This is a genomic window from Curtobacterium sp. MCSS17_005 (assembly GCF_003234225.2).
GTDB classification, from domain to species: Bacteria; Actinomycetota; Actinomycetes; order Actinomycetales; family Microbacteriaceae; genus Curtobacterium; species Curtobacterium flaccumfaciens.
Genome location: NZ_CP126258.1, coordinates 1,667,767 through 1,693,368, shown reverse-complemented (window position 1 = coordinate 1,693,368; position 25,602 = coordinate 1,667,767). Strand labels below are relative to the sequence as shown.

General features: G+C 66.1%; 31 protein-coding genes and 1 pseudogene. 17 read left to right on the top strand and 15 right to left on the bottom strand.

Annotated elements, in window-relative coordinates; all coding sequences use genetic code 11:
• The first annotated feature begins 843 nt into the window (after positions 1 to 843).
• The 6 genes from DEJ20_RS08165 to DEJ20_RS08140 all read left to right on the top strand — a co-directional run bounded on the left by DEJ20_RS08165 (position 844) and on the right by DEJ20_RS08140 (position 4,419).
• The gene (locus DEJ20_RS08165) at positions 844 to 1,227 is read left to right on the top strand and encodes a hypothetical protein (RefSeq protein ID WP_111236426.1); all 384 of its coding nucleotides are present in this window, start codon (positions 844 to 846) and stop codon (positions 1,225 to 1,227) included.
• A 58-nt stretch (positions 1,228 to 1,285) separates the two neighbouring features.
• On the top strand, positions 1,286 to 1,765 hold the full coding sequence (locus tag DEJ20_RS08160; protein ID WP_111236425.1) for a hypothetical protein: 480 nt from the start codon (positions 1,286 to 1,288) through the stop codon (positions 1,763 to 1,765).
• A complete protein-coding gene (locus DEJ20_RS08155; RefSeq protein WP_111236424.1) occupies positions 1,762 to 1,989 on the top strand; it encodes a hypothetical protein in 228 nt (75 codons plus the stop codon). Before DEJ20_RS08160 ends, DEJ20_RS08155 begins: the two co-directional genes overlap by 4 nt.
• Positions 1,990 to 2,068: 79 nt before the next feature.
• Positions 2,069 to 2,248 (top strand): hypothetical protein, encoded by a 180-nt coding sequence (locus DEJ20_RS08150; RefSeq protein WP_146245492.1) that lies wholly within the window; start codon positions 2,069 to 2,071, stop codon positions 2,246 to 2,248.
• Positions 2,249 to 2,293: 45 nt separating this feature from the next.
• Positions 2,294 to 3,778, top strand: coding sequence for a hypothetical protein (locus DEJ20_RS08145; RefSeq protein WP_284183389.1), 1,485 nt, complete (start codon positions 2,294 to 2,296; stop codon positions 3,776 to 3,778).
• Between the two features lie 86 nt (positions 3,779 to 3,864).
• On the top strand, positions 3,865 to 4,419 hold the full coding sequence (locus tag DEJ20_RS08140; RefSeq protein ID WP_111236421.1) for a sigma-70 family RNA polymerase sigma factor: 555 nt from the start codon (positions 3,865 to 3,867) through the stop codon (positions 4,417 to 4,419).
• A 458-nt stretch (positions 4,420 to 4,877) separates the two neighbouring features.
• On the opposite strand, the gene DEJ20_RS08135 is transcribed toward DEJ20_RS08140, so the two are convergent.
• From DEJ20_RS08135 to DEJ20_RS08115, 5 genes are all read right to left on the bottom strand, one after another.
• Complete coding sequence (locus tag DEJ20_RS08135; RefSeq protein ID WP_111236420.1) at positions 4,878 to 5,345, bottom strand: hypothetical protein; 468 nt, start codon at positions 5,343 to 5,345, stop codon at positions 4,878 to 4,880.
• On the bottom strand, positions 5,342 to 5,818 hold the full coding sequence (locus tag DEJ20_RS08130; protein ID WP_111236419.1) for a CofD/YvcK family protein: 477 nt from the start codon (positions 5,816 to 5,818) through the stop codon (positions 5,342 to 5,344). The genes DEJ20_RS08135 and DEJ20_RS08130 overlap by 4 nt, the downstream gene beginning before the upstream one ends.
• Positions 5,815 to 6,441 (bottom strand): tyrosine-type recombinase/integrase, encoded by a 627-nt coding sequence (locus tag DEJ20_RS08125; RefSeq protein ID WP_111236418.1) that lies wholly within the window; start codon positions 6,439 to 6,441, stop codon positions 5,815 to 5,817. The genes DEJ20_RS08130 and DEJ20_RS08125 overlap by 4 nt, the downstream gene beginning before the upstream one ends.
• Before the next feature lie 378 nt (positions 6,442 to 6,819).
• On the bottom strand, positions 6,820 to 7,146 hold the full coding sequence (locus DEJ20_RS08120) for a hypothetical protein (RefSeq protein ID WP_146245491.1): 327 nt from the start codon (positions 7,144 to 7,146) through the stop codon (positions 6,820 to 6,822).
• Positions 7,139 to 7,936, bottom strand: a complete 798-nt coding sequence (locus DEJ20_RS08115) for a TIGR02391 family protein (RefSeq protein ID WP_111236416.1) — start codon at positions 7,934 to 7,936, stop codon at positions 7,139 to 7,141. Before DEJ20_RS08115 ends, DEJ20_RS08120 begins: the two co-directional genes overlap by 8 nt.
• 695 nt (positions 7,937 to 8,631) lie before the next feature.
• On the opposite strand from DEJ20_RS08115, the gene DEJ20_RS08110 reads away from it, so the two are divergent.
• Positions 8,632 to 9,201, top strand: coding sequence for a hypothetical protein (locus tag DEJ20_RS08110; protein WP_111236415.1), 570 nt, complete (start codon positions 8,632 to 8,634; stop codon positions 9,199 to 9,201).
• Positions 9,202 to 9,203: 2 nt separating this feature from the next.
• Positions 9,204 to 9,776 (top strand): hypothetical protein, encoded by a 573-nt coding sequence (locus DEJ20_RS08105; protein ID WP_111236414.1) that lies wholly within the window; start codon positions 9,204 to 9,206, stop codon positions 9,774 to 9,776.
• A gap of 393 nt (positions 9,777 to 10,169) precedes the next feature.
• Here the strand turns inward: DEJ20_RS08105 and DEJ20_RS08100 are convergent, their stop codons facing one another.
• The 4 genes from DEJ20_RS08100 to DEJ20_RS08085 form a co-directional block, all read right to left on the bottom strand.
• Entirely contained in the window at positions 10,170 to 10,835 is a 666-nt protein-coding gene (locus DEJ20_RS08100) for a nuclease-related domain-containing protein (protein ID WP_111236413.1), read from the bottom strand.
• 244 nt (positions 10,836 to 11,079) lie between these two features.
• A complete protein-coding gene (locus DEJ20_RS08095) occupies positions 11,080 to 11,967 on the bottom strand; it encodes a metallophosphoesterase (protein ID WP_111236412.1) in 888 nt (295 codons plus the stop codon).
• A 140-nt stretch (positions 11,968 to 12,107) separates the two neighbouring features.
• Positions 12,108 to 13,064, bottom strand: a complete 957-nt coding sequence (locus DEJ20_RS08090; protein WP_146245489.1) for a hypothetical protein — start codon at positions 13,062 to 13,064, stop codon at positions 12,108 to 12,110.
• A complete protein-coding gene (locus DEJ20_RS08085) occupies positions 13,061 to 13,705 on the bottom strand; it encodes a hypothetical protein (RefSeq protein ID WP_111236410.1) in 645 nt (214 codons plus the stop codon). Before DEJ20_RS08085 ends, DEJ20_RS08090 begins: the two co-directional genes overlap by 4 nt.
• Positions 13,706 to 14,434: 729 nt before the next feature.
• Between DEJ20_RS08085 and DEJ20_RS08080 the strand changes: the two genes are divergently transcribed.
• Together DEJ20_RS08080 and DEJ20_RS08075 are read left to right on the top strand one after the other, a co-directional pair.
• Positions 14,435 to 15,235, top strand: a complete 801-nt coding sequence (locus DEJ20_RS08080; protein ID WP_146245488.1) for a hypothetical protein — start codon at positions 14,435 to 14,437, stop codon at positions 15,233 to 15,235.
• A 91-nt stretch (positions 15,236 to 15,326) separates the two neighbouring features.
• Positions 15,327 to 15,671, top strand: coding sequence for a histone-like nucleoid-structuring protein Lsr2 (locus DEJ20_RS08075; protein ID WP_111236408.1), 345 nt, complete (start codon positions 15,327 to 15,329; stop codon positions 15,669 to 15,671).
• A 94-nt stretch (positions 15,672 to 15,765) separates the two neighbouring features.
• Here DEJ20_RS08075 and DEJ20_RS08070 read toward each other — a convergent pair whose 3' ends face one another.
• The 4 genes from DEJ20_RS08070 to DEJ20_RS08055 all read right to left on the bottom strand — a co-directional run bounded on the left by DEJ20_RS08070 (position 15,766) and on the right by DEJ20_RS08055 (position 18,377).
• The gene (locus tag DEJ20_RS08070; RefSeq protein WP_284183388.1) at positions 15,766 to 16,503 is read right to left on the bottom strand and encodes a TY-Chap2 family putative peptide chaperone; all 738 of its coding nucleotides are present in this window, start codon (positions 16,501 to 16,503) and stop codon (positions 15,766 to 15,768) included.
• Entirely contained in the window at positions 16,458 to 17,285 is an 828-nt protein-coding gene (locus tag DEJ20_RS08065; protein WP_146245487.1) for a hypothetical protein, read from the bottom strand. The genes DEJ20_RS08070 and DEJ20_RS08065 overlap by 46 nt, the downstream gene beginning before the upstream one ends.
• Positions 17,275 to 17,844: a hypothetical protein gene (locus DEJ20_RS08060; RefSeq protein WP_181431636.1), complete on the bottom strand. Its 570-nt coding sequence runs from the start codon at positions 17,842 to 17,844 to the stop codon at positions 17,275 to 17,277. Before DEJ20_RS08060 ends, DEJ20_RS08065 begins: the two co-directional genes overlap by 11 nt.
• A gap of 110 nt (positions 17,845 to 17,954) precedes the next feature.
• A complete protein-coding gene (locus DEJ20_RS08055; RefSeq protein WP_111236405.1) occupies positions 17,955 to 18,377 on the bottom strand; it encodes a hypothetical protein in 423 nt (140 codons plus the stop codon).
• A 268-nt stretch (positions 18,378 to 18,645) separates the two neighbouring features.
• Between DEJ20_RS08055 and DEJ20_RS08050 the strand changes: the two genes are divergently transcribed.
• The 3 genes from DEJ20_RS08050 to DEJ20_RS08040 all read left to right on the top strand — a co-directional run bounded on the left by DEJ20_RS08050 (position 18,646) and on the right by DEJ20_RS08040 (position 20,946).
• Positions 18,646 to 19,209: a hypothetical protein gene (locus DEJ20_RS08050; protein WP_111236404.1), complete on the top strand. Its 564-nt coding sequence runs from the start codon at positions 18,646 to 18,648 to the stop codon at positions 19,207 to 19,209.
• A gap of 89 nt (positions 19,210 to 19,298) precedes the next feature.
• On the top strand, positions 19,299 to 20,363 hold the full coding sequence (locus DEJ20_RS08045; RefSeq protein WP_258377253.1) for a type IV secretory system conjugative DNA transfer family protein: 1,065 nt from the start codon (positions 19,299 to 19,301) through the stop codon (positions 20,361 to 20,363).
• Positions 20,364 to 20,610: 247 nt separating this feature from the next.
• Positions 20,611 to 20,946 (top strand): DUF4913 domain-containing protein, encoded by a 336-nt coding sequence (locus DEJ20_RS08040; RefSeq protein WP_258377252.1) that lies wholly within the window; start codon positions 20,611 to 20,613, stop codon positions 20,944 to 20,946.
• A gap of 338 nt (positions 20,947 to 21,284) precedes the next feature.
• Here DEJ20_RS08040 and DEJ20_RS08035 read toward each other — a convergent pair whose 3' ends face one another.
• A complete protein-coding gene (locus DEJ20_RS08035) occupies positions 21,285 to 22,232 on the bottom strand; it encodes a hypothetical protein (protein WP_111236402.1) in 948 nt (315 codons plus the stop codon).
• A 57-nt stretch (positions 22,233 to 22,289) separates the two neighbouring features.
• Between DEJ20_RS08035 and DEJ20_RS08030 the strand changes: the two genes are divergently transcribed.
• The 4 genes and pseudogenes from DEJ20_RS08030 (at position 22,290) to DEJ20_RS08020 (ending at position 24,219) form a co-directional block, all read left to right on the top strand.
• Complete coding sequence (locus DEJ20_RS08030; protein WP_111236401.1) at positions 22,290 to 22,754, top strand: hypothetical protein; 465 nt, start codon at positions 22,290 to 22,292, stop codon at positions 22,752 to 22,754.
• A complete protein-coding gene (locus DEJ20_RS08025; protein WP_146245486.1) occupies positions 22,747 to 23,145 on the top strand; it encodes a hypothetical protein in 399 nt (132 codons plus the stop codon). The genes DEJ20_RS08030 and DEJ20_RS08025 overlap by 8 nt, the downstream gene beginning before the upstream one ends.
• Positions 23,146 to 23,544: 399 nt before the next feature.
• A pseudogene (locus tag DEJ20_RS18120) lies at positions 23,545 to 23,772 on the top strand (DUF7927 domain-containing protein); the annotation flags it as partial.
• 249 nt (positions 23,773 to 24,021) lie between these two features.
• Positions 24,022 to 24,219, top strand: a complete 198-nt coding sequence (locus tag DEJ20_RS08020; RefSeq protein ID WP_146245485.1) for a hypothetical protein — start codon at positions 24,022 to 24,024, stop codon at positions 24,217 to 24,219.
• 207 nt (positions 24,220 to 24,426) lie between these two features.
• Here the strand turns inward: DEJ20_RS08020 and DEJ20_RS08015 are convergent, their stop codons facing one another.
• Positions 24,427 to 25,596, bottom strand: coding sequence for an FUSC family protein (locus DEJ20_RS08015; protein ID WP_111236398.1), 1,170 nt, complete (start codon positions 25,594 to 25,596; stop codon positions 24,427 to 24,429).
• Positions 25,597 to 25,602 lie beyond the last annotated feature (6 nt).

Here is a 25,602-nt window from a genome sequence, read left to right as displayed (position 1 = left end):
GCAGGTCGCAGCATCGCGGAGACCTCTCCTGCGGGTCTGTTGCAGCGGCGTAGCCGCATCGCGGCGACCGAGGAACGAGCGTCGTCGCAGGCCTTCCGCGCCGTCCCGAAGGGACGCAGTTGCAGGCTCTTCTTTCGCCCCATCAGGGCACGACTGTGGAGTGCCCGGGCCGTCTCGAAACAGCAACCTCACCCGGTCACAGCACCGGCACAACCTGGTGCTCAGGTTGCCGCTATCGCTCCGCGCTTCCGCCCACCCTGGCCCACCATGGGAGCGTCATCGGGTGCAGCGCACCTGGAATCTGTGACCAGTTGCCGGACCGTTGTGACCACCTTGTGGCCCTATAGGTCCGTTCGGTGTCCCAAGACTGACCACGACGTGGTCACTGCGGCGGCTGGAAGGCTCCGTAGGATGCGCCGGCGCGCGATCCGGGCTCGATCTGCGTCCCGTCACCACCTACTGACCACCTCTTGGTCAGCGCGCGGACCGATCGGTCCGTCCCGCGGTCACCACCCTTTTTTTCAGCCGTCTTCGCTTCTTGACAGGCCTCCATGACCGGCACGTGGCCATCGCTTGGTCAGCCTGCGGACCATCACTCGGCGACGTTGACGCGGCCGGTCTTGCTCTCGTGGTCGGCGGCGAGGGGCTTAAATCGGCTCGGAAAGTCACACAGACGACACCTACATCATGACGAGCCAGCTCGTCTGACCTCATCCGGGACGGCCAGGAGTCCTCCCGCGAAGACGAAAGCCCTCGACGCAGCGACTGCTGCGAAGGGGGCTTTGTCGTGGGGTGCGCGCGGTCGGCTCGTGATCACTCATCGCGCCGCACTAGGGTCGGCGCATGGGGCTCCGGGGGCAGACGCAGCGCGCACCGATCAACGTCCGGGCGCTCATCGCCATCGCCTTGATCGTCGTGACGGGCGCCGCGGTCACGGCGACCGGCGCGTTCGACCCTGCCTCCCAGACCCCACCGTCCCAGTTCGACTACGACGGTGGCAGCATGTCGCCGACGGCAGACGATCGAGCGATCGCGACCGTGCAGGCCGTCGCGCTGATCGGGACGCTGCCTGCGGCGGCGATCGCCCTCGTCATCGCGACGAGTTCTCTCCGGCTCTGGAAGGAACAGGTGTCCGCGATCATCGCGACCAGCCTCGCGAGCCTGTCGGCACTGGCCAGCGTCTTCTTCGTCTGGGTCGGCGTCGGCACGCTGGTCTTCTTCACGTAGCGCGCGCTCGACCTCAGGTCACTCGTCCTGCCGCGGAGGGCACCACTACGCTGCGACGGTGACCACACCGCACGCCTCCGACTCACTCGCACAGCGCGACGCCGAGCCGCTGATCATCGCCGCGGTCGCCGCGTACGCCGGCGTACCGCTCGCGCCGGCAAAGATCGAGATCGAGGACGGGGTCCGAGTCGAGATCGATGGAGCCTCCGAGGACCGAGCAGTGCTGGTGGAGGCGTACGCGCACACGGGAGCGCTTCGAGGCGGTCAGCCGAAGAAGCTCGCGACCGATGCGTTCAAGCTGACGTGGGCCGGGCGGAAGCTCGGCCCGACGCGGCTCATCATCGCCGTGATCGACGAGGAGGTCGAGCAGCACCTGCTCCGACCGAAGGCGTGGCTGACCGCAGCGCTGCGCGACAGCGCAGTCGAGGTCGTCCGGGTGGACATCGCCGAGGATGCTCGGGCCCGAGTCGCGGCCGCGCAGCGCCTACAGACGATGACGGGCAGCGCGGATGCGCGTCCAGAAGGGATTCGATCATGATGTTCGGCAAGCTCCTGCGAGACATCGCGAACGCCCTGTCATCCGACTCGACGCCGAAGGACGACTACGACTGGAGTCAGAACGAAGGCAACTGGCGTTGGCGTTGCTCCTGCGGCGCGCAATCGCGTGGCGAGGACATCAAGTACGACACCACGTACAACGCGCAGCGTCACCAATGGCGCTCCGGGGCCGATCACCCTATGCCCGAGGTCTACCAGGCCTAACCTTTGGCGCTAGCCGATGCGAGAAAACAGAACCCCCGCAGCCGGATGGCTGCGGGGGTTCGTCCTGGTGGGCGGGAGGATGACCGGGTCAGGGACCGTCGACGTCGCCGGTCAGGATGGCGCCGGTCACGCCGGCGTCGAGCGTTTCGTGGAGCACCGTCGCGATGAACTCCTCGGCGCCGAGCGCGAGGAGGTGGTCTGGGACTTCCGCCGCGTTCTTGCGAACGCGATCCAGGTCGACACCACCACCTGCTCGTAGCAGCGCACCGGCGTGACCGTCGGAGGGCACACCTACGATGCCCCCGTGGGGACGAAGGTGGATCTGGCCGAAGCGGCGAAGGTCTTGCGCGATGCTGGGTGTACACCGCTCGAGCCGTACCCGGGGAACGCGACGCCGTGGCGTTGCGTGCACGAGCCGTGTGGCCGGGAGATCGCTCCGACGTACGCGAACATCCGGCGACGCGGGTCGGCGTGCAAGCACTGCGCCGCTGACGCGCGGGGAGCGAAGCGTCGCGCCGGGCTCGCCGACGCCGCCGTTGCCGAGATGCGAGCAGCCGGCTTCGAGCCGCTAGAGCCCTACCCCGGAACCGCGAAGCCGTGGCGCTGTCGCCACGAGCTCTGCGGCCACGAACGCACCCCGACGCTGAACACCGTCCGGATGAACGGCACCGCGTGCCGAGACTGTTCCGCGCGAGCTGCCGGCCGCGCCGTCTGGACTGCGGCAGGCGCCGAAGCGGAGTTCCGGGTCCGGGGTCTCGATCCCCTGGAGCCCTGGCCGGGCTCGTCGACGAAGCCGTGGCGTGCGCGACACGTCAGCTGTGGACGCATCGTCGCGCCTCGCCTGGGCAACGTCGTCGCTGGTCAGGGCCCGTGCCGCGAGTGTGGGCTCGAAGCCTCGCACGCTGTGAAGCGGCACGATCACGACGAAGCCGCGAAGCTGTTCCGAGCCGCGGGCCTCGAGCCGCTTGAGCCGTACCGCGGCGTCGACATCCCATGGCGGAGCCGTCACCTTCGGTGCGGTGACGAGACAGCGCCCACATACACGAACGTGAAGGCGGGGAGCCGCGGATGCGCGCGCTGCTTTCGGACCGACCTCGCAGCCAGCTTGCGGATGCCCGAGGCTGAGGCCCGGGCGATCATGCTCGCGAAGAGCCTCGAGCCGGTCGAGCCGTACCCGGGGAGTGGGCGCCCGTGGGCATCGCGGCACTCGTGCGGACGAGTGGTCACGCCGACGATGTCGAACGTCGCGCAGGGGAAGGGCATCTGCCGGTACTGCTTCAGCGACTTCCCCTACGACGGCCCCGCCGTGCTGTACCTCGTGGTGGACCGGAACGCGGTGAAGGTCGGGTGCGCCAGTCCGAACCTGCGGAGGCTCGGCGACCACCGACGGTTCGGGTGGAAGCTGGCATGGACGGTCGACGTCGGCACGGGCGATGAGGCCTACAACCTCGAGCAAGCACTGCTGACGTGGTGGCGCGAGGACCTCGGCATCGCACCCGCGTACCTGCCGCACGAGCTCCCACAGACGGGCTACTCGGAGACAGCACCCTGGGCCGAGATGTCGCCGGCGCGGGTCCTGGCCAAGCTACGAGAGATCGCCGACGAACTGCGGGTCGAGCTCGTCAGCGTCTCGGAGACCGAGTTTGCAGTCGACCGTCCGGAGACTGCGGCAGACGCCATCGGCGCGCGAGCTCGAGCGGCGCGTAGAGGCCGTGAGAAGAACGACCAAGACGAGGCACTCGCCGCCTCGCGCCCTGCGCCCGTTGGTCACGACATCGTCGTTCCATGACCGATCACAGCGATCATGACAACTCAGGCTGTTCAGTGGGTGAACAGTTCTTGTGTTCGCTACCGCTGTCCCGTACGCTCCTCATCATGCACAAGGTCACCGTCAGTCGCCAGGGCCCGCTCTGGCTTTTCGTCACGGACACGGCCGGCGCCGGGCAGGCCGACACCCTGACCGGCCTGGTCACGGCAGTCAACCTGCGCTTGGAGAGCGCCCTCGGGCAGTCAACTGCCATCGAGTGGTCCTTCGAAGATGACTTCGTTCGCGAGGCGATGCTCGTTCAGGAAGAGCGCGCGCAGCTGAAGCGCCTCGAGGACGCGCTCGACGCGAAGACACGCAAGCAGGTCGTCGAGCTGACCGATCGCGGACTCTCCATGCGCGATGTGTCGACGCTCCTCGGCATCAGTGCGGCGCGCGTGACGCAGCTGCGCGGCTCCGGCTTCGTTCACGGGGATCCCGACGACTCGACGAAGCGCGCGTGGGTGGTCAGCCTGCTCACCGCGAAGGGTCCCGTCACCAAGTACGTGCGTGGTGATCTGCCTGATGAGCTTGAGTACGACGGCGAGTCGTACCGCTCGACCGGCGGCGGCCACAGCGTGAACGGTGACGACGTGAAGTTCACCTACGTGCCGGTGATCACCTGATGGTCCGTCCACAGCGAACAGGGCCGGGGGCGACGATGCCATCCCCCTAGCCTTGAAGACGGGGCATCGAGAGCACGCCGACTCGACCGCCCTAGGGCAAGGATGAAGCCCAGGTTGCGCTAACAGCCTGGGCTTCAGAGTTGCTCTCCGAGTGGAAAGCCAGGGGGATGCGTCCCCGAGTGGATCTACTCGGAAGTCTAGGCCGACCAGATGGCATTTGCAATCTGCGACGCCCGGGCATCCCTGGCCTCCCCGCTTCTCGTGTCCGTCGGCGCCGACACTATGGGAGGTGATGCCTCATGAGGAATCATGACCAGCATCACGGACGTCGAGTCGACTGGGTAGCAGTGATCACCATGGTGGGCACTGTCGTACTGGTCGTCCTCGAGGTCTTCCACGGCTTGATCTAGATCAGGCCAGACGCCCCGCCCGCTTCGGCTGGCGGGGCGTCGCCCTTCTCACCAGCCCTCGTCGCCATCGTCGTCGTCATCCGGGATCGGCACCAGCAGGTGGTCGATCGCCAAGCCCAGCTGGTGCGCTTCCGCGAGCACTTCGGCTGCACGCGCTGCCGCGGCCGCCGCCTTGACCTCGAGCTCGCCGGCGGCCTTCCAGGTCTCGGGCACCGAGAGGTGGTCGAACCGACCGGGGCGGCGCGTAGAAGGCCCCGTCGTCTCGACGAGTCCAGTCAGTCGACGCCGGGCTGGCACGACCCGGGTGATGGCGCGCTTCGACAGTGGCACGCCGACTCGTGCCCATCCGTGGGTGTCGAGGGGCAGCAGGAGCTGGTCGGCCGCCCGCCACTCCTTCGGGACGGGCTCGTTGCAGTCGTGTTCGTCCGGCTTCGCGCGCGTGGGGTCGAGCAGTCGATAGGTGAGGTGTCGGTGGCCGGCGTAGGTGTTCCCGACGACGCGGAGCCATCGGGTCACGGCGCACGCCAACAGCTTGCCGGGTCATCGCTGCTCGGGATCACCCGGCCACGGATTCGGAGGATGCTCGTGGTCTCGATGTCGCGGATGCCGACGCTACGTGCTTCGTTCCTGCTGAGGCGCAGGTAGCCGGTCAGCACGATCAGGAACGCGTCGCGACGGCCGTGGAGTCCGGCCGGGTGGCGGTACTTCGGGATCTCGGCGAGGGCTCGCTCAACGTCGGCAAGGACATCACTGGCGTGCCACACGGTCTCGACGGCAGGCGGTGCGATCGGCGACGACTCCCCCGCGGCGGCGTGGTGGCGGTCGATGGCCTGGCGACGCAGACGCTGCTGCGACTTGGACCCGCCGAAGTGCGCGAGGAACTCGTCGACGGTGTCCGACGTCGCAGGTAGTGCAGTCCTCCCCCAGGCAGCACACCAGTCCTCGAAGCGCGACCAGTGCGCCTCGAGCAACACCTCGCGGGAGGTCACAGCTTGATCCTGGTCGATGCGTTCCGTCGGAGCGGCGTGTACTCGCGGTCGTACTGACGCAGCGAAGCACTCGAGCGGTGATCGGTCTGGTCCATGATCTCCTGGTCCGTCGCCCCGGCGTTCCGCGCTTCGGTGATGAAGCCGGCGCGCATGGAGTGCCCGCTGAAGTCGTCGGCGTCGTCGATGCCGGCACGGCGCACGCGGGACTGCAGCACCTTGCCGACCGCAGTTGAGGTGAGCCGGCTGTCGCGGAAGAGTCCCCACTTGCTGACCGCACGGAAGAAGGGTGCACTCGGGTCGAGTCGTTCCTCGAGGGGTGGCATGCCGGTGTCGCAGACGTGGACGTCGTTCGTGACGTCCTTGAGCGCCTCGTAGATCCCCTTCTGCCCGAGCTGCTCCTGCGCGACCTGCAGTCGGTAGAGGCGGAGGAACGCGCACGGGCCGCAGGTGAGCGCGTTCGAGCCGTAGCGGATGACCTTCGGACGGCCGCCGCCCTCCTGACGAGTCTTCGAGCGCCGCATCCGGACGCGTACGCCCTCGTCGGGCACGAGACGCAGGTCGCTGACGTCGAGGGCGACCAGCTCGCTCTCGCGGAACGCGCCGACGAAGCCGAAGAGCAGCATGGCGTAGTCGCGCGTGTTGATGGCGCCGCGATCGAGGTCCGAGAGGTCGATCGCGCGCAGCGTCTTCTGCAGCGGCTTCAGCGTGAGCGGCGCCGCGCGGGCGATGGGCGGCGGGTCATCGCGTCTGATGCCCTTGAGGGTGTCGCGGACGCGGGGGTGGTTGCCTGGCGGGTCGTAGTGGAGGCGGGCGTGCTCCCAGTTGATCGCTGCGAGGTAACGGGTGACGGTCGACGGCGCGTAGCGACGGACGCCGGGCGAGATCTCTGCCTGCGACTTCGCGGCCAGGAAGTCTGCAACCTCCTTCGCTATCCTCGGCGCTGTCTTGATCCGGGCGAGATCCTCGGGGTCGTGCGGCTCGTGCTCCTTGAAGCCGGCGAGTCACCGGGCGAACTGGCGCAGATTGCTGCGGTACGCGCGGACAGTGCTCTCCGGCAGCGACTCGCGCGCGAGCTGCTCGGCGGTCTTCGCTGGCGCCGGGGGTCGAACGCCGCGGCCGGCTGCGCGCCGGAGGGCTGCGCTCGTGCGGCTGCGTTCGGCAGCCTCCCGCTGGGCGGGCGACATCGCCTTGCCCGACACGCTCCGCACGGGGCTCAGTCGCAGTCGGTCGTCTTCCTCGAGCTCGGGGAGCACCTTGACCCGCTCCCCCGCGGCGCTCTCAGCCACAGCGCTGGAGAGCACGACGTCGGTGCCGGGCTCGTCAGGCACCGGTGGCACCACCGTCGCGGCGGGCCTTTGCTCGGTCGACCATGCGCAGCAGCAGGTCCGCGAGGTGGATGATGCTGGCCGCCTCGATCGGGCTGTTGAACTCCACCGCGCGGTGACTGGTCGGGTTCTTGAACGCTCCGATCGCGCCGGCGAAGAGGTTGGCGACTGCCTCCTGCTCGGACGTCACCTCTCCCCCGTCCGCCAACGGCCCGTCGACCTTGAAGGCGTCTCGCACCATCGGGACCCCGTACTTGTCCGGACCGAAACCGGCGGCCGCACGCACCGCCACCTCGACCTGGTGCATCGCGGCGAACACAGCGGTGGCGTAGTCGCCTCGCTCGAAATTGGGGCGTGCCGACTCGTTCAGGACGGGGTGCAGCTGCGCGTGGAGCTGAAGCGTGGCGTCGATGTGGGAGCTGGACCCCGAGGCGGCGACCGCGATCCCATCCGTAGTGATCATCCACTCCTGGGAGGGATGACCATCCACCGGACCCACGAGCCCGCGCGCGAACGCCCAGCCGAAGCCGTCGGCGACGAAGCGTCGGATGTGAGTCTGCAGCTCCCGTGCTCTCGGTCCACGGACCCCTGCACCGGTGACCGCAGACCATGCGTGGACGACGACGTTATGTGACCCCGTCGTCTGGTCCGGAGTCTGAGCGAGACCGGCGAGGAGAGTCATCCCCGCCTCACTCGCTGTCGCATCAAGGAGCGCCTCGAGCGTGAGCCGCTCCCCCGCGACCGAGAGCTCGATCGTCCGTTCGGTGTCCGTGAGGGTGTCGCTGTTCGGCATCTAGCTCACTCCTGCGGGCCCCTGAGGCCCATCGTTATATCGCTGACAGGTCGGTAACCACCGCACAGCCCCGCAGGAGGTCACTTCCGATAATACGCATTCTCGGAACACGTAGGCGGGGGGGTGACGTGCGCACAAGCTGAGCAGTTCGCGGAGCGATGAGGGTCAGTTCTTCGGCGGTAGGCACGACGGAGGGCTCGCCAGCGGGCTGCGGCAGGACCTTCGCGTACTGCGGGGTGGATCGTCCAAGATTCGAATTGGCGGCGCGCGGGTCGTTCGACGAATACCGGAAATCCTCCGGGTCTTCGCTTTGGCAGGTCGTCCACGACCTGGTCAACCGCAGCGTCGACCTCACTACGCGTACAACCGGGGGTGGTCATGGAACGTCTGAACTCGCGACTCTTTGAGCTCAGGGTCTCCCCGTGCATGGGCTCCATCCCTGGACTAGCGTGCGCAATATGCAAGCGCGCAGACCAGAGGTCGGCGTCCTCTGGCAAGGATCGACCGGACCACCGGCGCGCGGTCGGAGGGGATAAGGGCACCGAGGTCGAGGGTAGCGAGCTCGGCGATGTGCTCGACCGGAACTCGGCAGGGGCGGAACGGTCCCAGCGCTGTAACCTCCGTCGCGGTGAGTAGTTGGAGGATCTCACTGTCAATCCCGCTACCGTTGCGCCGTGACTCCTACCCCAACACCGATGCTGATCTCGGTGCCGACAATTTCCCCCTCTCCAACGCCTCACATCGTCGTGGACCTCGTCGACCACGCGAGTTCCAACGCTCCGTGGTGGGGAGTAACGGTTCTAGCGGGCTTCTTCCTAGTAGTTGGCGCTTTGATATCGTTCCTCGCAACCCGCTCGATCGACGACCGCAAGGCGAAGAGGGACCACGTGAATCGGTGGCACGACGAGGTCCGGAAGCTCGGTACCGATGCGATTGCAGCCGCACGGGAGATTCATCAGCACTCGGTCGACCAGGCAGGGTTCTACAACGTGCCCGATCCCCTCGATCAGCCAGAGGCGGACAGGCACATCGCCACCCTCCAGAATGAGCTGGACGCCGAATACGCGAAGCTACTGCACACGCAAGGCGGGTTGAACCTCGTCGCACCGGCTTCGATCACCAAAACCCTGGGGGAAGTCGTGACGGCAGCGCACAACGTCGTTATCGCTAACGAGCACCAACACAAAACTGCCCGCGACGACCTCCGGCCCAAGATCACAACGTTCATCGAAGCCAACCGCAAGCATTTGGGGATCGCGGACTGACCATGCTGAACCTGATTGCTGCGATGCCCAGCCCTGTCTCCGAGGCCGTTGCGTCACCGGCTGCGCCTTGGTGGGGTGTGCCAGTGGTAGCCGGAGCCTTCCTCATTGTCGGCGCGATCCTCGGCTTCTTCTTCAACCGGCTGCAGGACAAGCACCGCGCGGATCGCGAGAAGCTTCAGCGGTGGGATCAGAACGTGCTCGGCCACACTTCGCGCGTCGTCCTTCTGGCGGAGCGGTTTATCACCGAGGCGCACGAGCACGAGCTCTCTACGCGGACCCTGGCCGAAGCCGGTATCGCGCAAATGCAAGCAGGCAAGCCGATCGACAGCCCACCGGTTCCCGTCCCGAGCCTTGCCCGGTTCATGGACACGTACGAAGAGATCACGAGCGAGCTGACGTCGCTCCGGCTGGTGGCGACGAGCAGCATCCGCGATGACGCCCAGCACGTCAAAGAAGAGGTGTGGCAGTTGATGATGACGAGGGGCTACGAAAAGATCTACCAGCGGGAGAAGACCGTGCGCAAGGCGGTCAGTTCCCTTGAATCCGCCGTGCGGGACCACTTCGGAATCGAGTAAGCGACCGCGGAGTAAGCAAGTGCGCCGAAAAGCCCCGCCGCAGGGCTCCGACGGAGCCTTGGCTGTGTTGAAATGGCGGGTCAAAATCGCAGCCACGCTCGAGGGCGGGAAGTTGACCCGTGGGACCGAGCGTGAGCCCCTTTCGGGCTGCGTCGTGGGCCAGCAGGTCAGCACCGGGCTGACCGAACGGCAAGAGCGTTGGCCACTACACGACGATCATCGGCTTACCGGCGTCCATCGACTGGGTTGCGCAGTCGAACGCGCCGCACGAGGTGGTCTTTCGGTCCTCATTGAGAGCGAAAGCCCGCCCGTGCGTCGGGAAGGTCAGGCAAACGTCAGTGAGGACTTCCGAGGTGCGAAGGGCGCATTCTTCGCCTGATGCGGGCGCAGTCCTCAGGCAGGCGGGAAACGAGCAGCGATTGCCGCCGCGCTGTCCTCGACGTCAATTGGACCATCGGTCGCGGCGACGAGCTTCGCGAGCCGCTTCGGCCGGAGCACGTGTACGTCGCAGGTCGCGAACGAACCGCCGAGCGTCGGCAAATCGGCGTCGATGAAGCAGAGCGCGCCGGTGACCGGGACAGCCCGGCCTGCGCTGCCGAGGACCTCGCTGACGAGCTCCACCTGATGGAGCACCCCGTCCACGAGCTTTGTCCGGTCGCCACCGACGACCAGCTTCTCGACTCGCGGGCGGAAGAGACCCCCGTCGATGCGGAGCTGCGGGCGCTTGGCCTGGTAGCGCTTGGCATCGATGACCCAGACGCCGGCACGGGTGACGACGATGTGGTTGATGTTTGCGCGACACCGCGGGACGCGTCGGTCGTGTAGGACGACGATCTGGTCCGACGCGAGCGCGTCGAGGCGGGCCCCGACCACTGCCTCACCCGTCGCACCGGATATCCATGCGCTCGTGCTTTGTCGCTCCGACGACAGGGCTAACGCGATGTTGCCGAGGCGCCCGCTCCCCCACCGATCGCGGATCTTCGCCTCGTTCTTCGCCCGTCGGCGTTCGTACTCACGCTGCGCTGACGTTCCGGCCGCGTTCTCCTCCTGTGTGTCCATGATCTCGAGCCAGTCAGAGTCGAGGCCGCTACACGAGCCCCCATCTCTGGGCGCGAAGGCGTGCGGCTCGGCTTGTCGTCACAACGGCATCCGACGCCGAAGGACACTGCGGTGAGACCCCTGATCGGAAAAGGACACGATGGCCGGCCCGGAGAGCGCGGACGGCTCGCCCGAGCGCAAGCGAATCTCGATCCCGAAGGTCGACATGTCCGTACTCTGGCGGACGTGCATGAGGCGCTGGACGTTAGCGTCCTCGGTAAGCCCGCAAGTCACCCTTCGCTGCGGGGGCGCGGTGACGTCGTAGGCCGGGCGACAAGGCCGGCCTTACGTCAACCTCAAGCTGATCGACCTCGACGATCCCGACGCTGTGGGCGGTGCGGTTGCGGTCCAAGATGACGCTCCGGACGGCGGCGCTTTCGCCGCCGCGTAGTTGGAGCCGCACGGTGGTGTCGACGTGGTGATGGTAGTGCCCGGACAGAACGAGCTTCGGGCGGACCTGACGGACGCCGCGGTGGAACATAGCTTGGCCAGCTGCGGCGTAGGCGATGCCTCCCGGAGTCCAGAATCGTCGTTGTCGTGCCGTGTGCCGCTTGAGTGCTTTGCTGATGGGTGCGTCGTGGCCGAGGAGGATGTCGACCGGGTTCGATCCGAGCGTCAGAAGGTCGTGTTCGGTGATCTGTTCCTCCGGGTGCCAGGCGGCGACGTGTCCGGACACCGATGGGTCCCGGCGGTCGCAGTTGATGCTGTTTGCGCCGCCGAGACTTGCAACGACTGTGCCCGCGGCGGTTGTTCCACGCCATCCGCGTTGGAGCCAGATGATCCGCCGGGAGAGCCTCCGGTATCCCGTTTCGTCGACCGGGAACAAGCGGTGCAGTGCGGGGTATCCCTCGTGATTCCCCTCCGTGACGTACAGGAACATGTCGCGGGACTCCAGCTGCATCGTGAGCAGCCGCAGTCGGTCGCGTTCGTGCCGGCTGCCGCTTGAGAGGAAGCCGAAGTCGCCAAGCACATGGACTTGCCGGATGCCGGCGCGGTGAAGGTTCCGGATCGCGAGCTTCATCCACTGCAAGTCTGCGTGGGGATCGCCAAGTACCCCGATGCGCTCATCAACCAGCCGATGCCGGTCAACCATCGGACACTCGGGCGTCACTGACGCGGTGGGGGCCACAAGAGGTAGTCCGTCCAATACTCGACGTCGTCATCCCGACGCCGCGCTTGGGTCTCGACGGTCGGGGCGGCGAACTGCACGAACACGTCGCCGTGGAGCGTGCTTCATCCAAAACGGAATGCTCCCGCTTGACGAGCGAGACGAATCACGTCGTCAGCTCGCTCAGTTCGGAGCGCCGCTGCGGGGGTGAGGCCCTCGAGGTCATCGCTTGGAGCGTTCAGCCATACGGCGTCACCCCACGGGTCGACCTCTTCGGGATCGAGTTCCGCGAGCACGTCGCGCAGGCGAGGTAGCGGTTGCCCGCCCTCGTCGATCTGGAACGCGGGGAAGAGGCGGAAGCCGTCCGCAGTCACAACGGCGAGCAACTGGCCGCTTCGAACCTGCGCCTCGACTGCCTCGCTGCTGATCTGGAACCAGCGACGCAGGGCGCCGGTGTCATAGAACGGTCCGATCCGGTCAGAGAGCGTGGTTGCTTGGGAGTCGGAGGGATCCTCCATGGAGCCCCTGTTACCGGGGGCCCGATTGATGGGGTCCGCTTGATCCCCGGCCTCCGGTCGGAAATCCTCGGAAGCGTCATCTGAGGGCGGGGGCTTCCGCACGGCGCTGCGCTTGGCTGCTTTCGGCGGATCGACACCCCGTGGCCCAGTCGCAACCTGGTAGCCGGGATCTGGCTGCCTGTCCGGATCCACCAGATACGCACCGGCATCGACGAGTGCGGTGATGAAGGCAACCGCTTCGCCACCGCTCATCCGTCCCTCGGCGACCCACCGCGCGAGCTCCCGGGCATACGGGTCGATGACAGCGATTCCCTCAGCGCCTTGGGCGGCGTCGGCCAGCGCGATTGCTCGGGTGGCAGTTGCGTCGTCGGCACCGTACGGGCGGCTGCTCTTGACGTGGTCCGAGATCAACGCCATCGCCTCGGAGGGGCGCAGCGACCCGGACACGATCGCGTCAAGCAGAGCGACCAGCACCGGATCCGTGACCGGCGTCCCTGCCCGCCGATGCACCGTGCCCTCCCATGCCTCAGCGTCCGATGGGCCGTCCGGTGGCATGTCCGTCACGTCCAGAGCCGTGCCTCGAGCAGGTCCAGCAGCGGCCGCACATCCCGGCGCGCAGTGAGCCATTCGACGGGCGTCGCTGGTCTGCCGCCGGTAAGCGTGTCCGGGTGCGGCGTGGTCATGAAGCCGAGGATCGATGCACGGTGCATGGCGTCATCGAAGGCTGCCGCCAACCACGACAGGTGATCCAGCACGGGGTGTTCCGGGTCGTCTGTGAATTGCCACGCCGGGAAGAGAAGCTCGTCATCGCACACGAAGGCGAACAGATCCCCGAACGCGAGGTCGGTCAGAACCCGCCCGGTTCCGACATTCAGCCAGTCCGCTGCCTCGTCGACTGATAGGGAGGCGCTTATAGCTTCGTGATCGGTGCGACGTTCGAGGTCGTCCAGCTCGCCCCGCGCTACCTCAGCCTCCGCCGCTGCCCACTCATCGCGGGAGTGCGTTGACGACGTGGTGAGGAACTCCCGATCGTCGTCCGCCGGTTTCCGACCAGTTTGGGGGCGCGGCGGATTGTCGTGCCGCCCAAAGTCGTGACCCGCGGCGTGCACGCCAACCAAGAGGGCGAACGAGAAACACCGTGGGGGCGCCGTCGAGCGGTGAGGCATGCCCGACGGGGTGGCATCGTCCGCGTCCGCGAAGCTCATAGCGGCGATCGCGCGAACAGTGTGTGCGAGGGGCTCACTCGAGAGATTCGCAAGGCTGACACGAGCGCGAGCTCGAGCGATCTGCACTCGCGTCGGCATCTCACGCCCCGTTCCGTGCCATCGATGCCCTTCGCGGGCAGCGAGGGTCGAGGCCGGAGGTCAGCAAGCCCTCGGGAGGCACGCGGCCTTCAACGACGAGGCCGAGCCGAGTCCTCATGAAAGAGGAGGAATCACGCTGCCAGCTCAAATGGGAGGAGATCGCAGGGCGCTGTTCAGGGAGGTGCGGCGACCGCTGGCGAGCCCGCCCAACACCGAGCTGCCACCCCGTGAACCGCAAGCGGGGGTCCTCTGTCAACATCTTTCCAGGATGCCCGTCCAGCTCTCCACCTTCAAACCCCTTTGGGCTACTCCGCTTCCCCGAAGCACCCGCCGAGACAGGGCGACCAGCAATTTTTGCTCGTAAACGAGCGTTATTTAATATACCTGCGAGATCGCCGGGGATGAAGGTGAGCGCGCATGCTGCGCGGGTTGGGACCGCCGGCGCCGACGTCCGAGGCGATATCCGGGGCTCACCAAGGCAGTCGCGGTGAGCAGAGCTCGACGCCTTGAAGGGTCGACGGCACTCCGAAAAGCCACATCTCCTCGTATATGAACGGAAAAAACAAAAGCCCTGGTCCGACCCACTTTTGCGTCTTGCGCGCCCCGCCGGCAGCTGCCACGATCGGGTTCGTGAATACGGAAACATTGAGCGAACTAACCGGAATGCCGCAACAGAGAGCGAACGAGCTCCTGCAAGGCGACCCAAAGCTCTTGGAGCCATCTAGCGAACAGTGGGTCCTCGAAAGCGCCATCTTCGATCGCCTGTGGACGATCGCGTGCGGACACACCCCCGGAAGCACCGAACGCGCCATCCGGTACGTGGAACCCGGCCAGCGCGTCCTTATCATCCACCCGGGTCCAGAACTCGACATTCAGCAGCTTGCTGCGTCGCTGACCCCTCAATTTGAGGCAGGCGGCTGGCAGAACGGCATCCCCGCGTTGCGGTTCGGGCCGAGCAACCGGGGCGTCGTCTTGTTCAGGGAGGGCATCGACGCAGCCGTCCTCCTTGCAGGGGTGTCGCATCACGATTGGCGCGATGCGGTTGAGGCGCTCGACACGGGCACGCCGGAGCGCTACTACTTGAAAGGTGGCCGTGTGACCGCAGAGGAAGCGGCATGGATCCCCGTCGAAGCGAGGTACCGCACCCGGTCTGGAAGCATCATCATGCGTCGCGTCGGAGCGATCTACGCACTGCCTCACACGGGGATCCACGTCTACTCCAAGCCGCCCGGAATCGTGCTCGAGGTCTTCCAGCACGAACGGAGCAGCGAAGCGGAGTACGGGCTCGTCCGAGCGTTGGAACAGGCTGGCCTTGAATTGATTGATTGGGACACAAGCCCCAACGAAATTGCCTTGACATTCCAGCACCAAGAGGATCAAGGACCCCTACGGGTCCGCCTCGCTCACCAACCACTGGTCTTCCCAGGCTGAGAAAGGCGCCACCGCCGCTAGTGGTTTGACACCGACGAGCAACAGGCATGCGACAGTAGACGAACACTCCCTACTGAAAGGCGGCGTTCCTATGGCGCAGAAAGTCACCACGCACTTCGTCGACGACCTCACCGGCGACACCATCGAAGACGGCAAGGGCCGTACCGTCAACTTCGGATTTGACGGCGCCAGCTATGAGATCGACCTCACCGACGACAACGCCGAGCAGCTCCGTGAAGCGTTCTTCGACTACGTTGCCGCTGCCCGCAGGGTGGGCGGCCGCTCCGGGCGCACTAGCGTTGGCAGCGCTCCGAAGCGGGGCAATTCCGACGAGCTCGCGAAGATCCGCGAGTGGGCCAACGCTAATGGCCACGAGGTCTCCTCCCGCGGGCGCATCAGCCAAGCCGTTCGCGACGCCTACGACGCCGCGCACTGACGCGCTCCCCCAAGCAGAACAGCCGGTCACCCAAGAGGTAGCCGGCTGTTCTTGTTGACACCGATAGGGCGTTCGTCTGTCGTCCGCCGGTCGGTCAGGGCAGGTACTGACCGAGCACCGAGCCGACTACCCCGGTGAGGTGCCGGTCGTGCTTGAGGCACTCACGCCGCAGGTTGCGGCGGCCGGCGAGGGTGTGTACGTCGCCGTACATGTCGAACAGCGCGACCGACTGCAGGTCCTTCCAGAGCGCCCAGATGTGTGTCGCGCCCTGCGCGGCGAGTACGCGGGGTTCTTCGTCGAACCATCGACCGACGAGGTCCTCGAGCGATTCAAACCAGGAGGTGTCTCCAGCCCAGGTGATGTTGTCGAGGACGCCATCATCGGTCGGACGTTCCCCACGGATGATCCAGGAGTGCCGATCGTTGACCAGAAGGTTCAGGGTGTGGGCGATGGCGCGGTAAGTGAGGGCGATATCTGTGGTCGCGGGCGCCGGTGCGCTCGGTCGGAGCATCAGTTCGATCTCGAGGCGCTTGACGATTTTGTGCGGGGAGGCTGAGGCGAACGTCTCGGCCCAGTCGATGTGCGAGAACGGTGCGCCGACGACGTTGATGCCCGCCACCGGGTTCAACAGCACCTGGTACGCGGCCGGATCGGCCGGGTCGTACACGGACCGCGACGCGCCAACCTGCCGGTCGTGCGTCTCCGCGACGCGCACATGGGGGCTGCGGCGCGCGAGTTCGCTGGCGATCCACCAGGCCTGCGCAGCGGTGTAGCGATCGGCGAGGATCATGCGTTGCCCATCATGTGCGTGCTGTGCTTCCCCGAGAACCACAAGCCCGTGTCGGCGGAGCGGCGGAATGTGCCGATGAGGCCGACGCTGTCGACGTGCACCTCAACCTTCCAGGAGTGCACTCCGCGCATTGGGAGCTCGCTCTCGAGGTTGAGGAGCGCTGGGTACCAGCGCATGTCTGGGGACAGCAGCACTGCCAGCTGCCGCTCCGGCTCAGCCTTGATCAGCCGGGCGCCAGGGGTGGGTCCCGGTTCTTGATTCAGGTGTCCCCCGAGATGCAACGGGTCGTAGCTGCTCGAGCCAAAGTGCGCGAAGCGCCGCTCATAGCGGCCGGCGATTTCGACGCCCTTTTGGCTCAGTTCACGATTCGCGGACTCTAAATCTGAGGGGAATGAGGGATGCCCCGAGCGGAGGTCGTAACGAAGCTGTCGGCGAAGGGCCCATGCGTAGTAGATGTCGAGTCCGTCATCGGCGCCCCAGATGGCGTCGACAAACTGCAGCGTGAGGTCATCGACTTGACGACCGGTTTCGGACCACCGGTAGAGGCCAAGGTACGGGCTTTCCCACCCGAGTCGGTACTTCAAGAGGTAGTGCAGCACTGCCCAGTATCCTCGTGACTGCTCGTGTGGATCCGTGGGCTTCGGCACGTCAGGGACGGCAGCGTCCGAGCCCGGCGAGGTGATCGCGCGGAGGGTGCCGGGGAGACCCCACGACCACTCCCACTGTCCTCCGACGAGCTCATCGTTGACCACACCGCTCGCGCATTCGTAGTGTGAGCGACGGATCGAGTGCGCGGCCCGCAGAGTAGTCTCGTCATCGGTCACCGGAGCCTCCGTTCTTTCTCGCGATCTCTAAGCGGCGCAGACCGCGACGGGCCCTCGCCATTTTACTCGGCAGCGCGACATTCGCGAACGGCATCCGACCACCATGGTCCTGCATGAAGTCGAGAATTAATTCGTCTTCCACATCCTTCGCCTTCGAGTCCGTGCCGATAGTCCTCCAGCCCACAAGCAGCTCCGCGTGGTCCTCGAGTTGCCAGATCATGCGTCCACCACCGTGGCCCGTCTTACCGAGGCCAAAGCGCCTGTATTCCTCGAGCCTCTTCGCCAGACCGGCTGTGGTGGTCTTCCGTGCATCGGCCTTACCGATATACACAATCACCGCACCGGAAACCCATTCATCCGCGACTCGTTCGCGCGGGTAGGCGCTTTCACGACCGCGATAGCGCCCGCCTGCGGTGGTGTCGGTGAACACCGGTCCTGCTTCTGAGGTCCTCACGATCACATAGACGCCCGGAGCGTCGTCTACGTGCGCGGCCACCTCAGGAAACGTCACAAACCCCGTGAACCCCGCCTTGCGCAATCCATCGACGGTCCAGTCCATTCCGTTAGCATAGGACGAGCGTGGCGGCTCAGCAGACGAACCAATGCCTCGCGCACCACGGTCCGCAGCCGTCGGGCCGCGGAGCTTCTGCTTCGCTTCAGGACGGGGCCCTACGCGTAATCCACTTCGACTGCGCGGACCGCGTGTTCGATGACAGGGACGCCTTCGGGGTCGTTGAGTATCACGATCATCCCCATCCCGACGCCCTCTCCGCGGGCGATTCTGACGAACGCGTCCTGATGGACCTGAGTCAAGCCACCCCAGTTTCGCGCCGTGGTGATGAACACCGTCCTTGGATCCGGCTCGCCAGCGAGCTGTTCGAGGAACCACTCAGCGGTCCCGGGATCACCGTCGTCGAGCATCGGGAACATATCCGTGCTCGGCGGGTTCTCGGCGACGCCGTGCTGTTGCTCATCGATGAGTTCTTGTGCGATGCCGTCGGCGACGCTACTTTCCGTCGCAAGTGAGTACGGTTCGGCCGTCTCCACGACTACGAGGTGATGCTCGATCCCAGTGAGCCCGATGTTAAACACGAAGCGCCCTTCCGCCGTTGAGAGCTACATCCAAGCGCAGCGAAGGATGACGGTCAACGACACCGGTCGCTGCCCGCCACAAGCATCAGTCAATGCTCGAGGTAAGCGACCAGCTACATCCCCGTTGATGCAGGACCGGGTCCCACGAACCAGGCTGGTGTGCTCTCCGGAGGGGAACGAAGGTTGCGAGCACCATGCTCGGGCGAGCTGCTGCCCTGAACCAGGGCAATGACGGGTCCGAAGAACGGGCGCCGGCTAATCTCCTTCCGTGGAAGCGTTTGAGCAGTTCGTGGCCCTCGCGATGGAGACGGAAGGCTTAGTGGTCTCGAGCGCCCTGAAGTTCCCAGTCAGGCGCCGCACTCGGAAGATCGCCTACGAGGAGTGGCAGACTCATGGCTTCGAGGTCGATCTCGTGGGCGCCCGTGCCGACCGACTCGTGCTGTCTACGGTGAAGTCCTTCTTCGGGTCCCGCGGCGTGGTCGCCGCCCACGTTCGCGGGGAAGCCGCCGACCCGCGCTTCAACGCGCTGTACGCACTGATCAATGACAGCGTTGTACGAGACGCGGTGGTTCAGGGCGCCGCCGAGCGGTTCGGCTTTGCAGTCGACCAGGTCGAGCTACGGCTGTACGTGGGCCGGTTTGCGGGTGGCACAAACGAGGCGGAAGTTCGACAGTGGTGCGCCACGCAAGTGGTCGGCGCGGGGCCAATAACGGTGGTTGGCGCGACCGAGGTGGTCAAGACGGTTCGTACGGTCGCGCAGTCAAAGCAGTACCGGGATGACGCAGTCCTTGCGACGCTGAAGCTTCTCGACGTAGCCGGTGCGCTGACCTGAAGCTGGCGTCCACGCGGTGACGACCCGGTCGATTCGAGCCAAGGTGATCGCAAGCGGCGGCCTCGCCCACGGTCCTCTAGGTTGGCAGCATGAAGCCATTGAAGGTTGCTCGGGAACAGCAGATTGCCATGTTCGGCGAATCCGGCAGCGGGAAGACCGTGTTGCTCTCGTCGTTCTACGGCGCCGCACAAGAACCAGCCTTCATCAAGAAGAGTCTGTACAAGATCACCGCGGACACGGCCGCGCAGGGCCTGCGCCTGCATCAAAACTACCTCGGCATGAAGAACTCTGGCGCGACCCTGTCCGGGCCGGAGTCGGCGCTGCTGGGCCTGAAGGGTCAGCCGGACAAGACTCGCGGCAGCGTCTACGCCACCGCGCAGCGCATGGCGTCGGCGATCGCTAACGACAAGCTGCTGGCATGGACGAGCGCACCGGGGGTGCGGAAGTTCCACGCGGAAGCGTTCGTCCGCAGCACCGACACCGCTGTGCTGATTTCCCGCAACGGCCCCGGGTCCGGTGGTGCGTTCGTCGCGTCGCTGGTGCGGTCGATCTCCCGTGCTGGTGAACGCGCCGCGGCCGCCGACGGTGGCCGAATCACTGTCCCGGTCGTGTTCGAGCTCGACGAAGTCGCGAACATCGTCCGCTGGCCCGAGCTGCCCGACGTCGTCTCGTTCTACGGCTCGATGGGCCTGATTCTCGGCATGTACTTCCAGTCATGGGGGCAGATCGTTCGCGTGTTCGGCTCAGAGGGCGCCGACACCCTCTGGAGTGCATCATCGATCCGCGTCTACGGCGGCGGGGAGTCCACGCAGTCGCCGTTCCTGAAGCGGTTCTCGGAGAGCATCGGCACGTACGACGAGTGGACCACCAACACCTCCTCCGGCAGCAACGGCACGTCGAAGTCCCGGACGGCCAGGTCGAAGCCGATTCTGCCGCCCGAGAGGCTGGCGCACCTGCCGAAGTGGCGAGCCGTGTTCGATTCGTGCGACGTCGGCCCGGTGCTGATCCGTACCCGCCCGTGGTTCCTCGACAAGGTGCTCATCGCGATGATCGAAGGCCGCGAAGTGAAGAACGGGAAGATCGTCAAGGAGAAGAAGACGCCGACCGAGCGCACGTCGACGTCGGGAGGGACCGGCCGTGTCGAGTCCGTTTAACCCCAACGAATGGCCCGAAGGGTACGGGCCCGGCAGCGGATTCGTCGGCGGTGCCGGCGGTGGCGCGGGCGGCGGAGACGTACCGCCGCCGTACGACCACGATGTGCCGCCTGAGGACGATGAGGGCCAGTTGCCGGCGGACCCAGCGACCGGGGAAGTGCTTCCGACGTCGGACGGTGGGGCACCGAAGCAGAAGCGGAAGTCCCCGCCGACTGCAGCGGAGCAACGAGCTGCGTTCATCAAGTGGGTGCAGCTGCAAGTCGGCCGGGTGGAGGCGTACGGGCAGCCCGTCCGGAAGCAGGCACCTTGGTGCCCGGAGTGGTGGGAGCACCCCGAAGTCGTCCAACGGCTCTACGTGTCCTGGAGGGGCTACCTCAAGGCGGCGAAGCTGCAGACGGAGGGTGACGGTCTGGCAAAGTCAGCGTGGTGGGTGCAGCACTGGGACCACCACGCCCGCATCATCTTCGACGAGCAGTACGGGCCGTTCCGTGCCTGCAACTCCGCGGGGCACCTCGCCGACAACAAGGGCGAACCACTGACGATCGCCCCGCAGACACCACCCGACGGTGCAGAGCTGATCTGAGTAGTGACGTGGGTACGAGCGCGGCTGCAGGCGATACGACACCTGCCGGCGTCTGAACCGTCAGGGCGCGGTGGTACCGAGCACCTCGGCGCGCTCTCGCCACCTCCGTGCGCGGTCCGGACGTTCGAGCTGCTGTGCAAGCCCGTAGGCAAGGTGCGCCAAGGAGAGGCGGAGATCTGGAGCATGGACGAGGTCGATCGCTTCGTCCTTGAGTCGCCACAAGTACGCGCCCCCACGCAGTGACTCCGCTGGCCCTCGCTGCCAGTGATATTCAGCGCGCTCGAGCGCTTCCCCGTGGCGCCCAAGGAGCGCCAACGCCGTGCATACGTTGATAAGCGTCATGGTCGGGTTGTCCGAGGTCTCCAAGCGGATGGACTCGAGGTGATGCAACGCCATCTCAGCCGAAGCGGCATGAGGCAGAAACCTAGGTTGTTGCGTGCGAGCACGTCACCGGGCGTCTGCTTAAGGTAAAACTCGAAGAGCGCCGCCGCCTCTGTGTAACGCTGTTCGGTCAAGAAGTTGATGGCCTGGTCCTGGAGCTGGAAGAGCAGCTGTAGCTGATCGGGAAGGTCTGGGCCGCGGACCCACCGCTTGGCCATCTGAATGTGCAACTCGGCATCGGCCTCCCGGTCAACGGTCAGGCCGTCCAGGGGGAACGGAGGCTGCCAGTCTTGCTCACGCCACTGGAATTCGAGACGCAGGGAATCGCCAGACCACTTGGACATGTCGTCGTTGCCAAAGCGTTCCCAGAGCCAGCGATACGCGTCCGTGACGCTGCTCGGGGGGCCGCCAGCAGTGACCTGTTGCAGAAGTTCTGGTGCGGGTGGGGTGAGCGTAACGACATCCTGGATCGGTGCATCAAGGACCCACGTGGGTAGCAGGTGCATCGCTCGATCGATGAGGGTCGACATCGCGTCCTCGTCTGCGTCCGTCGCTTCCAGTCCGTCGGAGCCGGGTCCGCTAGGGAGAGGGAGCGCGTCCAACAGGAGGGCGCGCATCCAACCGTCGATGTCGATCGGGCTGTCCTCGACCGCCAGCTCGTCCGCATTGATGATCAGTAGTGAGATGACCGGGACCCAGGCGAGCCCGGCCATGCCATGGCGAATCAAGGCAGCCGCGTCGACCCCGTGCTCTTCGATGCCCGACATGAGCAGACGGAGTTCGATCGCACGTCCCCTGCGGTCCTCGTCGCGGAGGGGAGCACGACGGAGCACCTGCCCCAACCGGTGGACGAGTGTCCCAAGCGAACCGTCGCCGGTGTCGTCTGCGCTCTCTGCATCTTCCATCACGCATCCTCAAAATCCATAGCAACGTCCTACCCAAGATCCTGCTAATCTTGGAGCATGTCGACCGAGACGTACTCTGTGAGCGATCTAGCCGGCGCCAAGCGCACCCAATTCTTCGAAGACGCCCGGGCCGGGCGCGCCCGCGTGCGGGACAAGGACGGTCAAACATTCGTCATGCTTCGTGAGCAGCGGCTGGACGTCCTCGACCAGTTCGCCCACTGGTCCACAGCCCAGCAGCGACTTCAGGCCGTGGTCGCGGCCGGGAGAATGCCTTCAGTAGCCGAGCTGGGTGATCTTGCTTGGGTTCGCGGGTTTGATCTGGAAGACCTGGCCGATTTCGCCGAGGAGCTTCACACCGCCCTTATCTCTGCCCTAGCAGACCAAGACACCAGTCTTGTTCTGGATGTCGTCGATGCCTGGAGAGTCACCGCCCGACAGCTCGAAGACCCGCTCCGAAAGTCCATCCTGCTCGGCGATTTAAGCACTTCGTCCTTCGTTGAAGTGGCCGCCCCCCGTGGGTGACGCACCGCTTCCCGGTGCATACGCGCCGTTCGTCTCCGCGCGACGGCCTGGCGGCTTCCCAGAGGAGGCGCCGCTGTATCGCGTTATGGTGCACCGCCAATACGTGGACCTGTGGGCCGAGTTGGAAACCCGCATCGGGACGCCGGGCGCGCAGGAGTTCTGGGATCACGTCGCGACGAGCCCTGGATCGATCTCTGGAACAGCAAAGACGACGATTCTTCGAGGAAAGGCAGGGAAGCCGAAGCGGCCAGGCTGGTCGCGCACGTACCACTTCGAAGTCTCCGGTGCCGGGAGAATCGACTATCAGTTCGACAACGCGCACCGCACCACGCCGGATGGAGACGAACATCGCGCGGTCTTCATCCTCACGATCAGCTACTCGAGCCACTAGGAACCGACCGCGACAGGCTCGGTGCCGATCTGACCCACCCGCAGGCACTCTCATTGCCCGCAGCGCATCCACAATTGATGGCCTTGGGGGCGCGGGACGGGGTGAGCGCCCCGTGACGCCGAACTCCTTGTGCACGCGCGAGACTTGCCGAGCCGAGCCGCACGCGGGAGTGCGAAACCGAAGGCCACGCCGTGACTTCTGAGCCGATAATGTATCTTATGTCAGATTGCGGCTGTGGGTTCCATGCCCGCCGCCGCTTTGCTCCCTCTTCATGGTCAGCACTGAACAGGTCCTCACGCCTCGCTCGAGTACCTCCACCGGGTTCGCACCGACAGCTACCACCGTGATGCTGCAGCGCAGGCGTAGCCGCCCGGCGCTGTCGGTCACGAAGACGGCAAGGTCGGCATCGCCGGTACCCCCGCGGGCGGTCAGCGGGTCACCGTCACGTACGCGGTGACGACGAAGTCGTGGGCGCAGCAGGGTGACCACATGATGAAGAGCTACCTCGACCCCGTAGGGACCGCCCCGGCTGACCGGTGCGTCTCCAATGACCCGATCTGCACCACCAACTCGATCGCGGAGCCCTCGACTCCGACTCCGGGTCTGGCCTTCAGGGTACGGAGCTAGTTGGACCAGGCGTCGCCCTGGCGCTGCTGCTCCTCGCCCTGGGCGGTGGGCTGCTCATCGTCCGACGCGGCCGGCAGAGCCTCGACGTGCAGGACAACTCCTAACGCATTCGTGGCCCGGCCGACACACCGTTCTCCATCTCCACCGCCTGCCGAAAGGACACTCGAACCATGCGCCAAGCGGGTGGCCGCCTGCCTCGCGATCGCGGCGCGAAGCGGTCTTAGGACTGGTCTACGCCGATACCTGGTCGTGGACGAAACCGCCGCCCTGATCTCATTCGTCTTCGACGCCCTCGGCCTGCTGTATGTTGCAGACCCGTCCACCATCAGCGCGAGCCTTAGGGCGGCAACGGAATTCGGCGGCGAGCTCGTCCTCGACATCCTCAGCATCGGTGCCCTGGGCGCCGAGGTCGAGCGACTGGACGGCCTCGGCGTGCGTCACCGCTGAACGTACCGGGCTGAGCAGTAGGCGACGGGAAGCACGCCGCTCGAGGACCTCAAAGTGATGAACCAGCATGCCTCAGCAGCACGGGTCGCAGCCGCCGCAGCATCAACCGCCCCACGATCGCCGACTACGCCGAGCTCCACCCCGACGTCGTCATCGTCGGTACGGGCATCACGAAGGCAGACGATTCCGCACGGGAAGCCCGGCTCATCAAGGAAGCGATGAACCGTGCGCTTCCCATTCCGTCCAACCCGTGACACGGCGGCGAACGCCGAGGACCGAGGCAGCACCCGGTAGATCGATCGTCGTAGTCGCGGGCGGCACCTCGGCGACGGGGAGTACACCCCGGGCGGTCTCGTCACTGTGGCCGATCGCGACCAGGCCGTCGACCACAACCTGCCGGAGCATCGCAAGCATGCCCTGATCGATGGACGGCCGACCGTCGAGCTCTCCGATCCGCTGCGCTGCCAATGAGAACGGTTCGGCGCTGACGTCCTGCTCCGGATCGGAGTGGCCGAGCGCCAAGAGGTCGAAGCCCTCCGCGATGTCGCTGATCACCGCTGCGGTCCGCAGTTGCGGCCTGCCGGTTGCTGAGAGGACCGCGGCCCGGCGTGCGACCATCCGAAGGTCGGTCGTGGCGCGGGCGAGTCCCCGGTGGATCGCCACGCGCATGACCCACGCATTCCTCCCACGTCTCGACAGCGGCGAGAACGCGGCGACGGCGCGAGCCGATTCGAGCGTGACGCCCCATGCCTCGATCCGTGCTCCGTTCGCGCGGAGTCGTTCCAGAGCAGTCCGCGCCGGGCCCGGGTCGCCGTCAGCGAGTGCCCGGGCGATGAGGTGCGTACAGTCGGCCACCTCCTTGATGACCGAGTCGCCAGCCAACAACGCCCGACGCATCGGCGCACTCGGCAGCACCGCGGTGATGAAGAGGGCGCAGAGTCCGCCGACGGCTCCGTCGACCGCACGCATGTACGGTCCGCCGACCGGGTCGGGGAGCACCGCCACGAGCATCGACTGGGTGCCGGCACTCAGTGCGAACGCCGGGTTCCGCGACAGCAGGGTCGCGACGGTCAGCACGACGATGATCGTCCCGGCGACCTGCGCGGGGCCACGGCCGAGGGTGGTGACGACCGTGGCGCTGAGCGTGATGCCGAGCACCATGGCGATCGCGGTCTCTGCGACCCGTCGGGGACGTGCATCGCGGTTGAGACTGAGGCTCGACAGCGCGACGGTGCATGCCAGCGCGGGCGACGTGTGCCCGAGACCGTAGTGAGCGATGGAGAACGCCAGCGTGACGGTGAGCGCGAGTTGGAGGATTGTCGGCCCAGTGGCTCGGAGCCGCGTGATCGTCGGGAGGAACCGGTCGGGAACGCGCATCACGAA

What these genes read in the sequence shown, in the direction of transcription:
- DEJ20_RS08115 (WP_111236416.1), bottom strand. Translation starts at nt 7,936, where the DNA reads ATGCCGAACAGCGACACCCTCACGGACACCGAACGGACGATCGAGCTC.
- DEJ20_RS08140 (WP_111236421.1), top strand. Translation starts at nt 3,865, where the DNA reads ATGCACAAGGTCACCGTCAGTCGCCAGGGCCCGCTCTGGCTTTTCGTC.
- DEJ20_RS08105 (WP_111236414.1), top strand. Translation starts at nt 9,204, where the DNA reads ATGCTGAACCTGATTGCTGCGATGCCCAGCCCTGTCTCCGAGGCCGTT.
- DEJ20_RS08100 (WP_111236413.1), bottom strand. Translation starts at nt 10,835, where the DNA reads ATGGACACACAGGAGGAGAACGCGGCCGGAACGTCAGCGCAGCGTGAG.
- DEJ20_RS08165 (WP_111236426.1), top strand. Translation starts at nt 844, where the DNA reads ATGGGGCTCCGGGGGCAGACGCAGCGCGCACCGATCAACGTCCGGGCG.
- DEJ20_RS08095 (WP_111236412.1), bottom strand. Translation starts at nt 11,967, where the DNA reads ATGGTTGACCGGCATCGGCTGGTTGATGAGCGCATCGGGGTACTTGGC.
- DEJ20_RS08030 (WP_111236401.1), top strand. Translation starts at nt 22,290, where the DNA reads ATGTCGACCGAGACGTACTCTGTGAGCGATCTAGCCGGCGCCAAGCGC.
- DEJ20_RS08075 (WP_111236408.1), top strand. Translation starts at nt 15,327, where the DNA reads ATGGCGCAGAAAGTCACCACGCACTTCGTCGACGACCTCACCGGCGAC.
- DEJ20_RS08015 (WP_111236398.1), bottom strand. Translation starts at nt 25,596, where the DNA reads ATGCGCGTTCCCGACCGGTTCCTCCCGACGATCACGCGGCTCCGAGCC.
- DEJ20_RS08060 (WP_181431636.1), bottom strand. Translation starts at nt 17,844, where the DNA reads ATGGACTGGACCGTCGATGGATTGCGCAAGGCGGGGTTCACGGGGTTT.
- DEJ20_RS08155 (WP_111236424.1), top strand. Translation starts at nt 1,762, where the DNA reads ATGATGTTCGGCAAGCTCCTGCGAGACATCGCGAACGCCCTGTCATCC.
- DEJ20_RS08085 (WP_111236410.1), bottom strand. Translation starts at nt 13,705, where the DNA reads ATGAGCTTCGCGGACGCGGACGATGCCACCCCGTCGGGCATGCCTCAC.
- DEJ20_RS08035 (WP_111236402.1), bottom strand. Translation starts at nt 22,232, where the DNA reads ATGGAAGATGCAGAGAGCGCAGACGACACCGGCGACGGTTCGCTTGGG.
- DEJ20_RS08150 (WP_146245492.1), top strand. Translation starts at nt 2,069, where the DNA reads ATGACCGGGTCAGGGACCGTCGACGTCGCCGGTCAGGATGGCGCCGGT.
- DEJ20_RS08125 (WP_111236418.1), bottom strand. Translation starts at nt 6,441, where the DNA reads ATGCTGCTCTTCGGCTTCGTCGGCGCGTTCCGCGAGAGCGAGCTGGTC.
- DEJ20_RS08110 (WP_111236415.1), top strand. Translation starts at nt 8,632, where the DNA reads ATGCTGATCTCGGTGCCGACAATTTCCCCCTCTCCAACGCCTCACATC.
- DEJ20_RS08045 (WP_258377253.1), top strand. Translation starts at nt 19,299, where the DNA reads ATGAAGCCATTGAAGGTTGCTCGGGAACAGCAGATTGCCATGTTCGGC.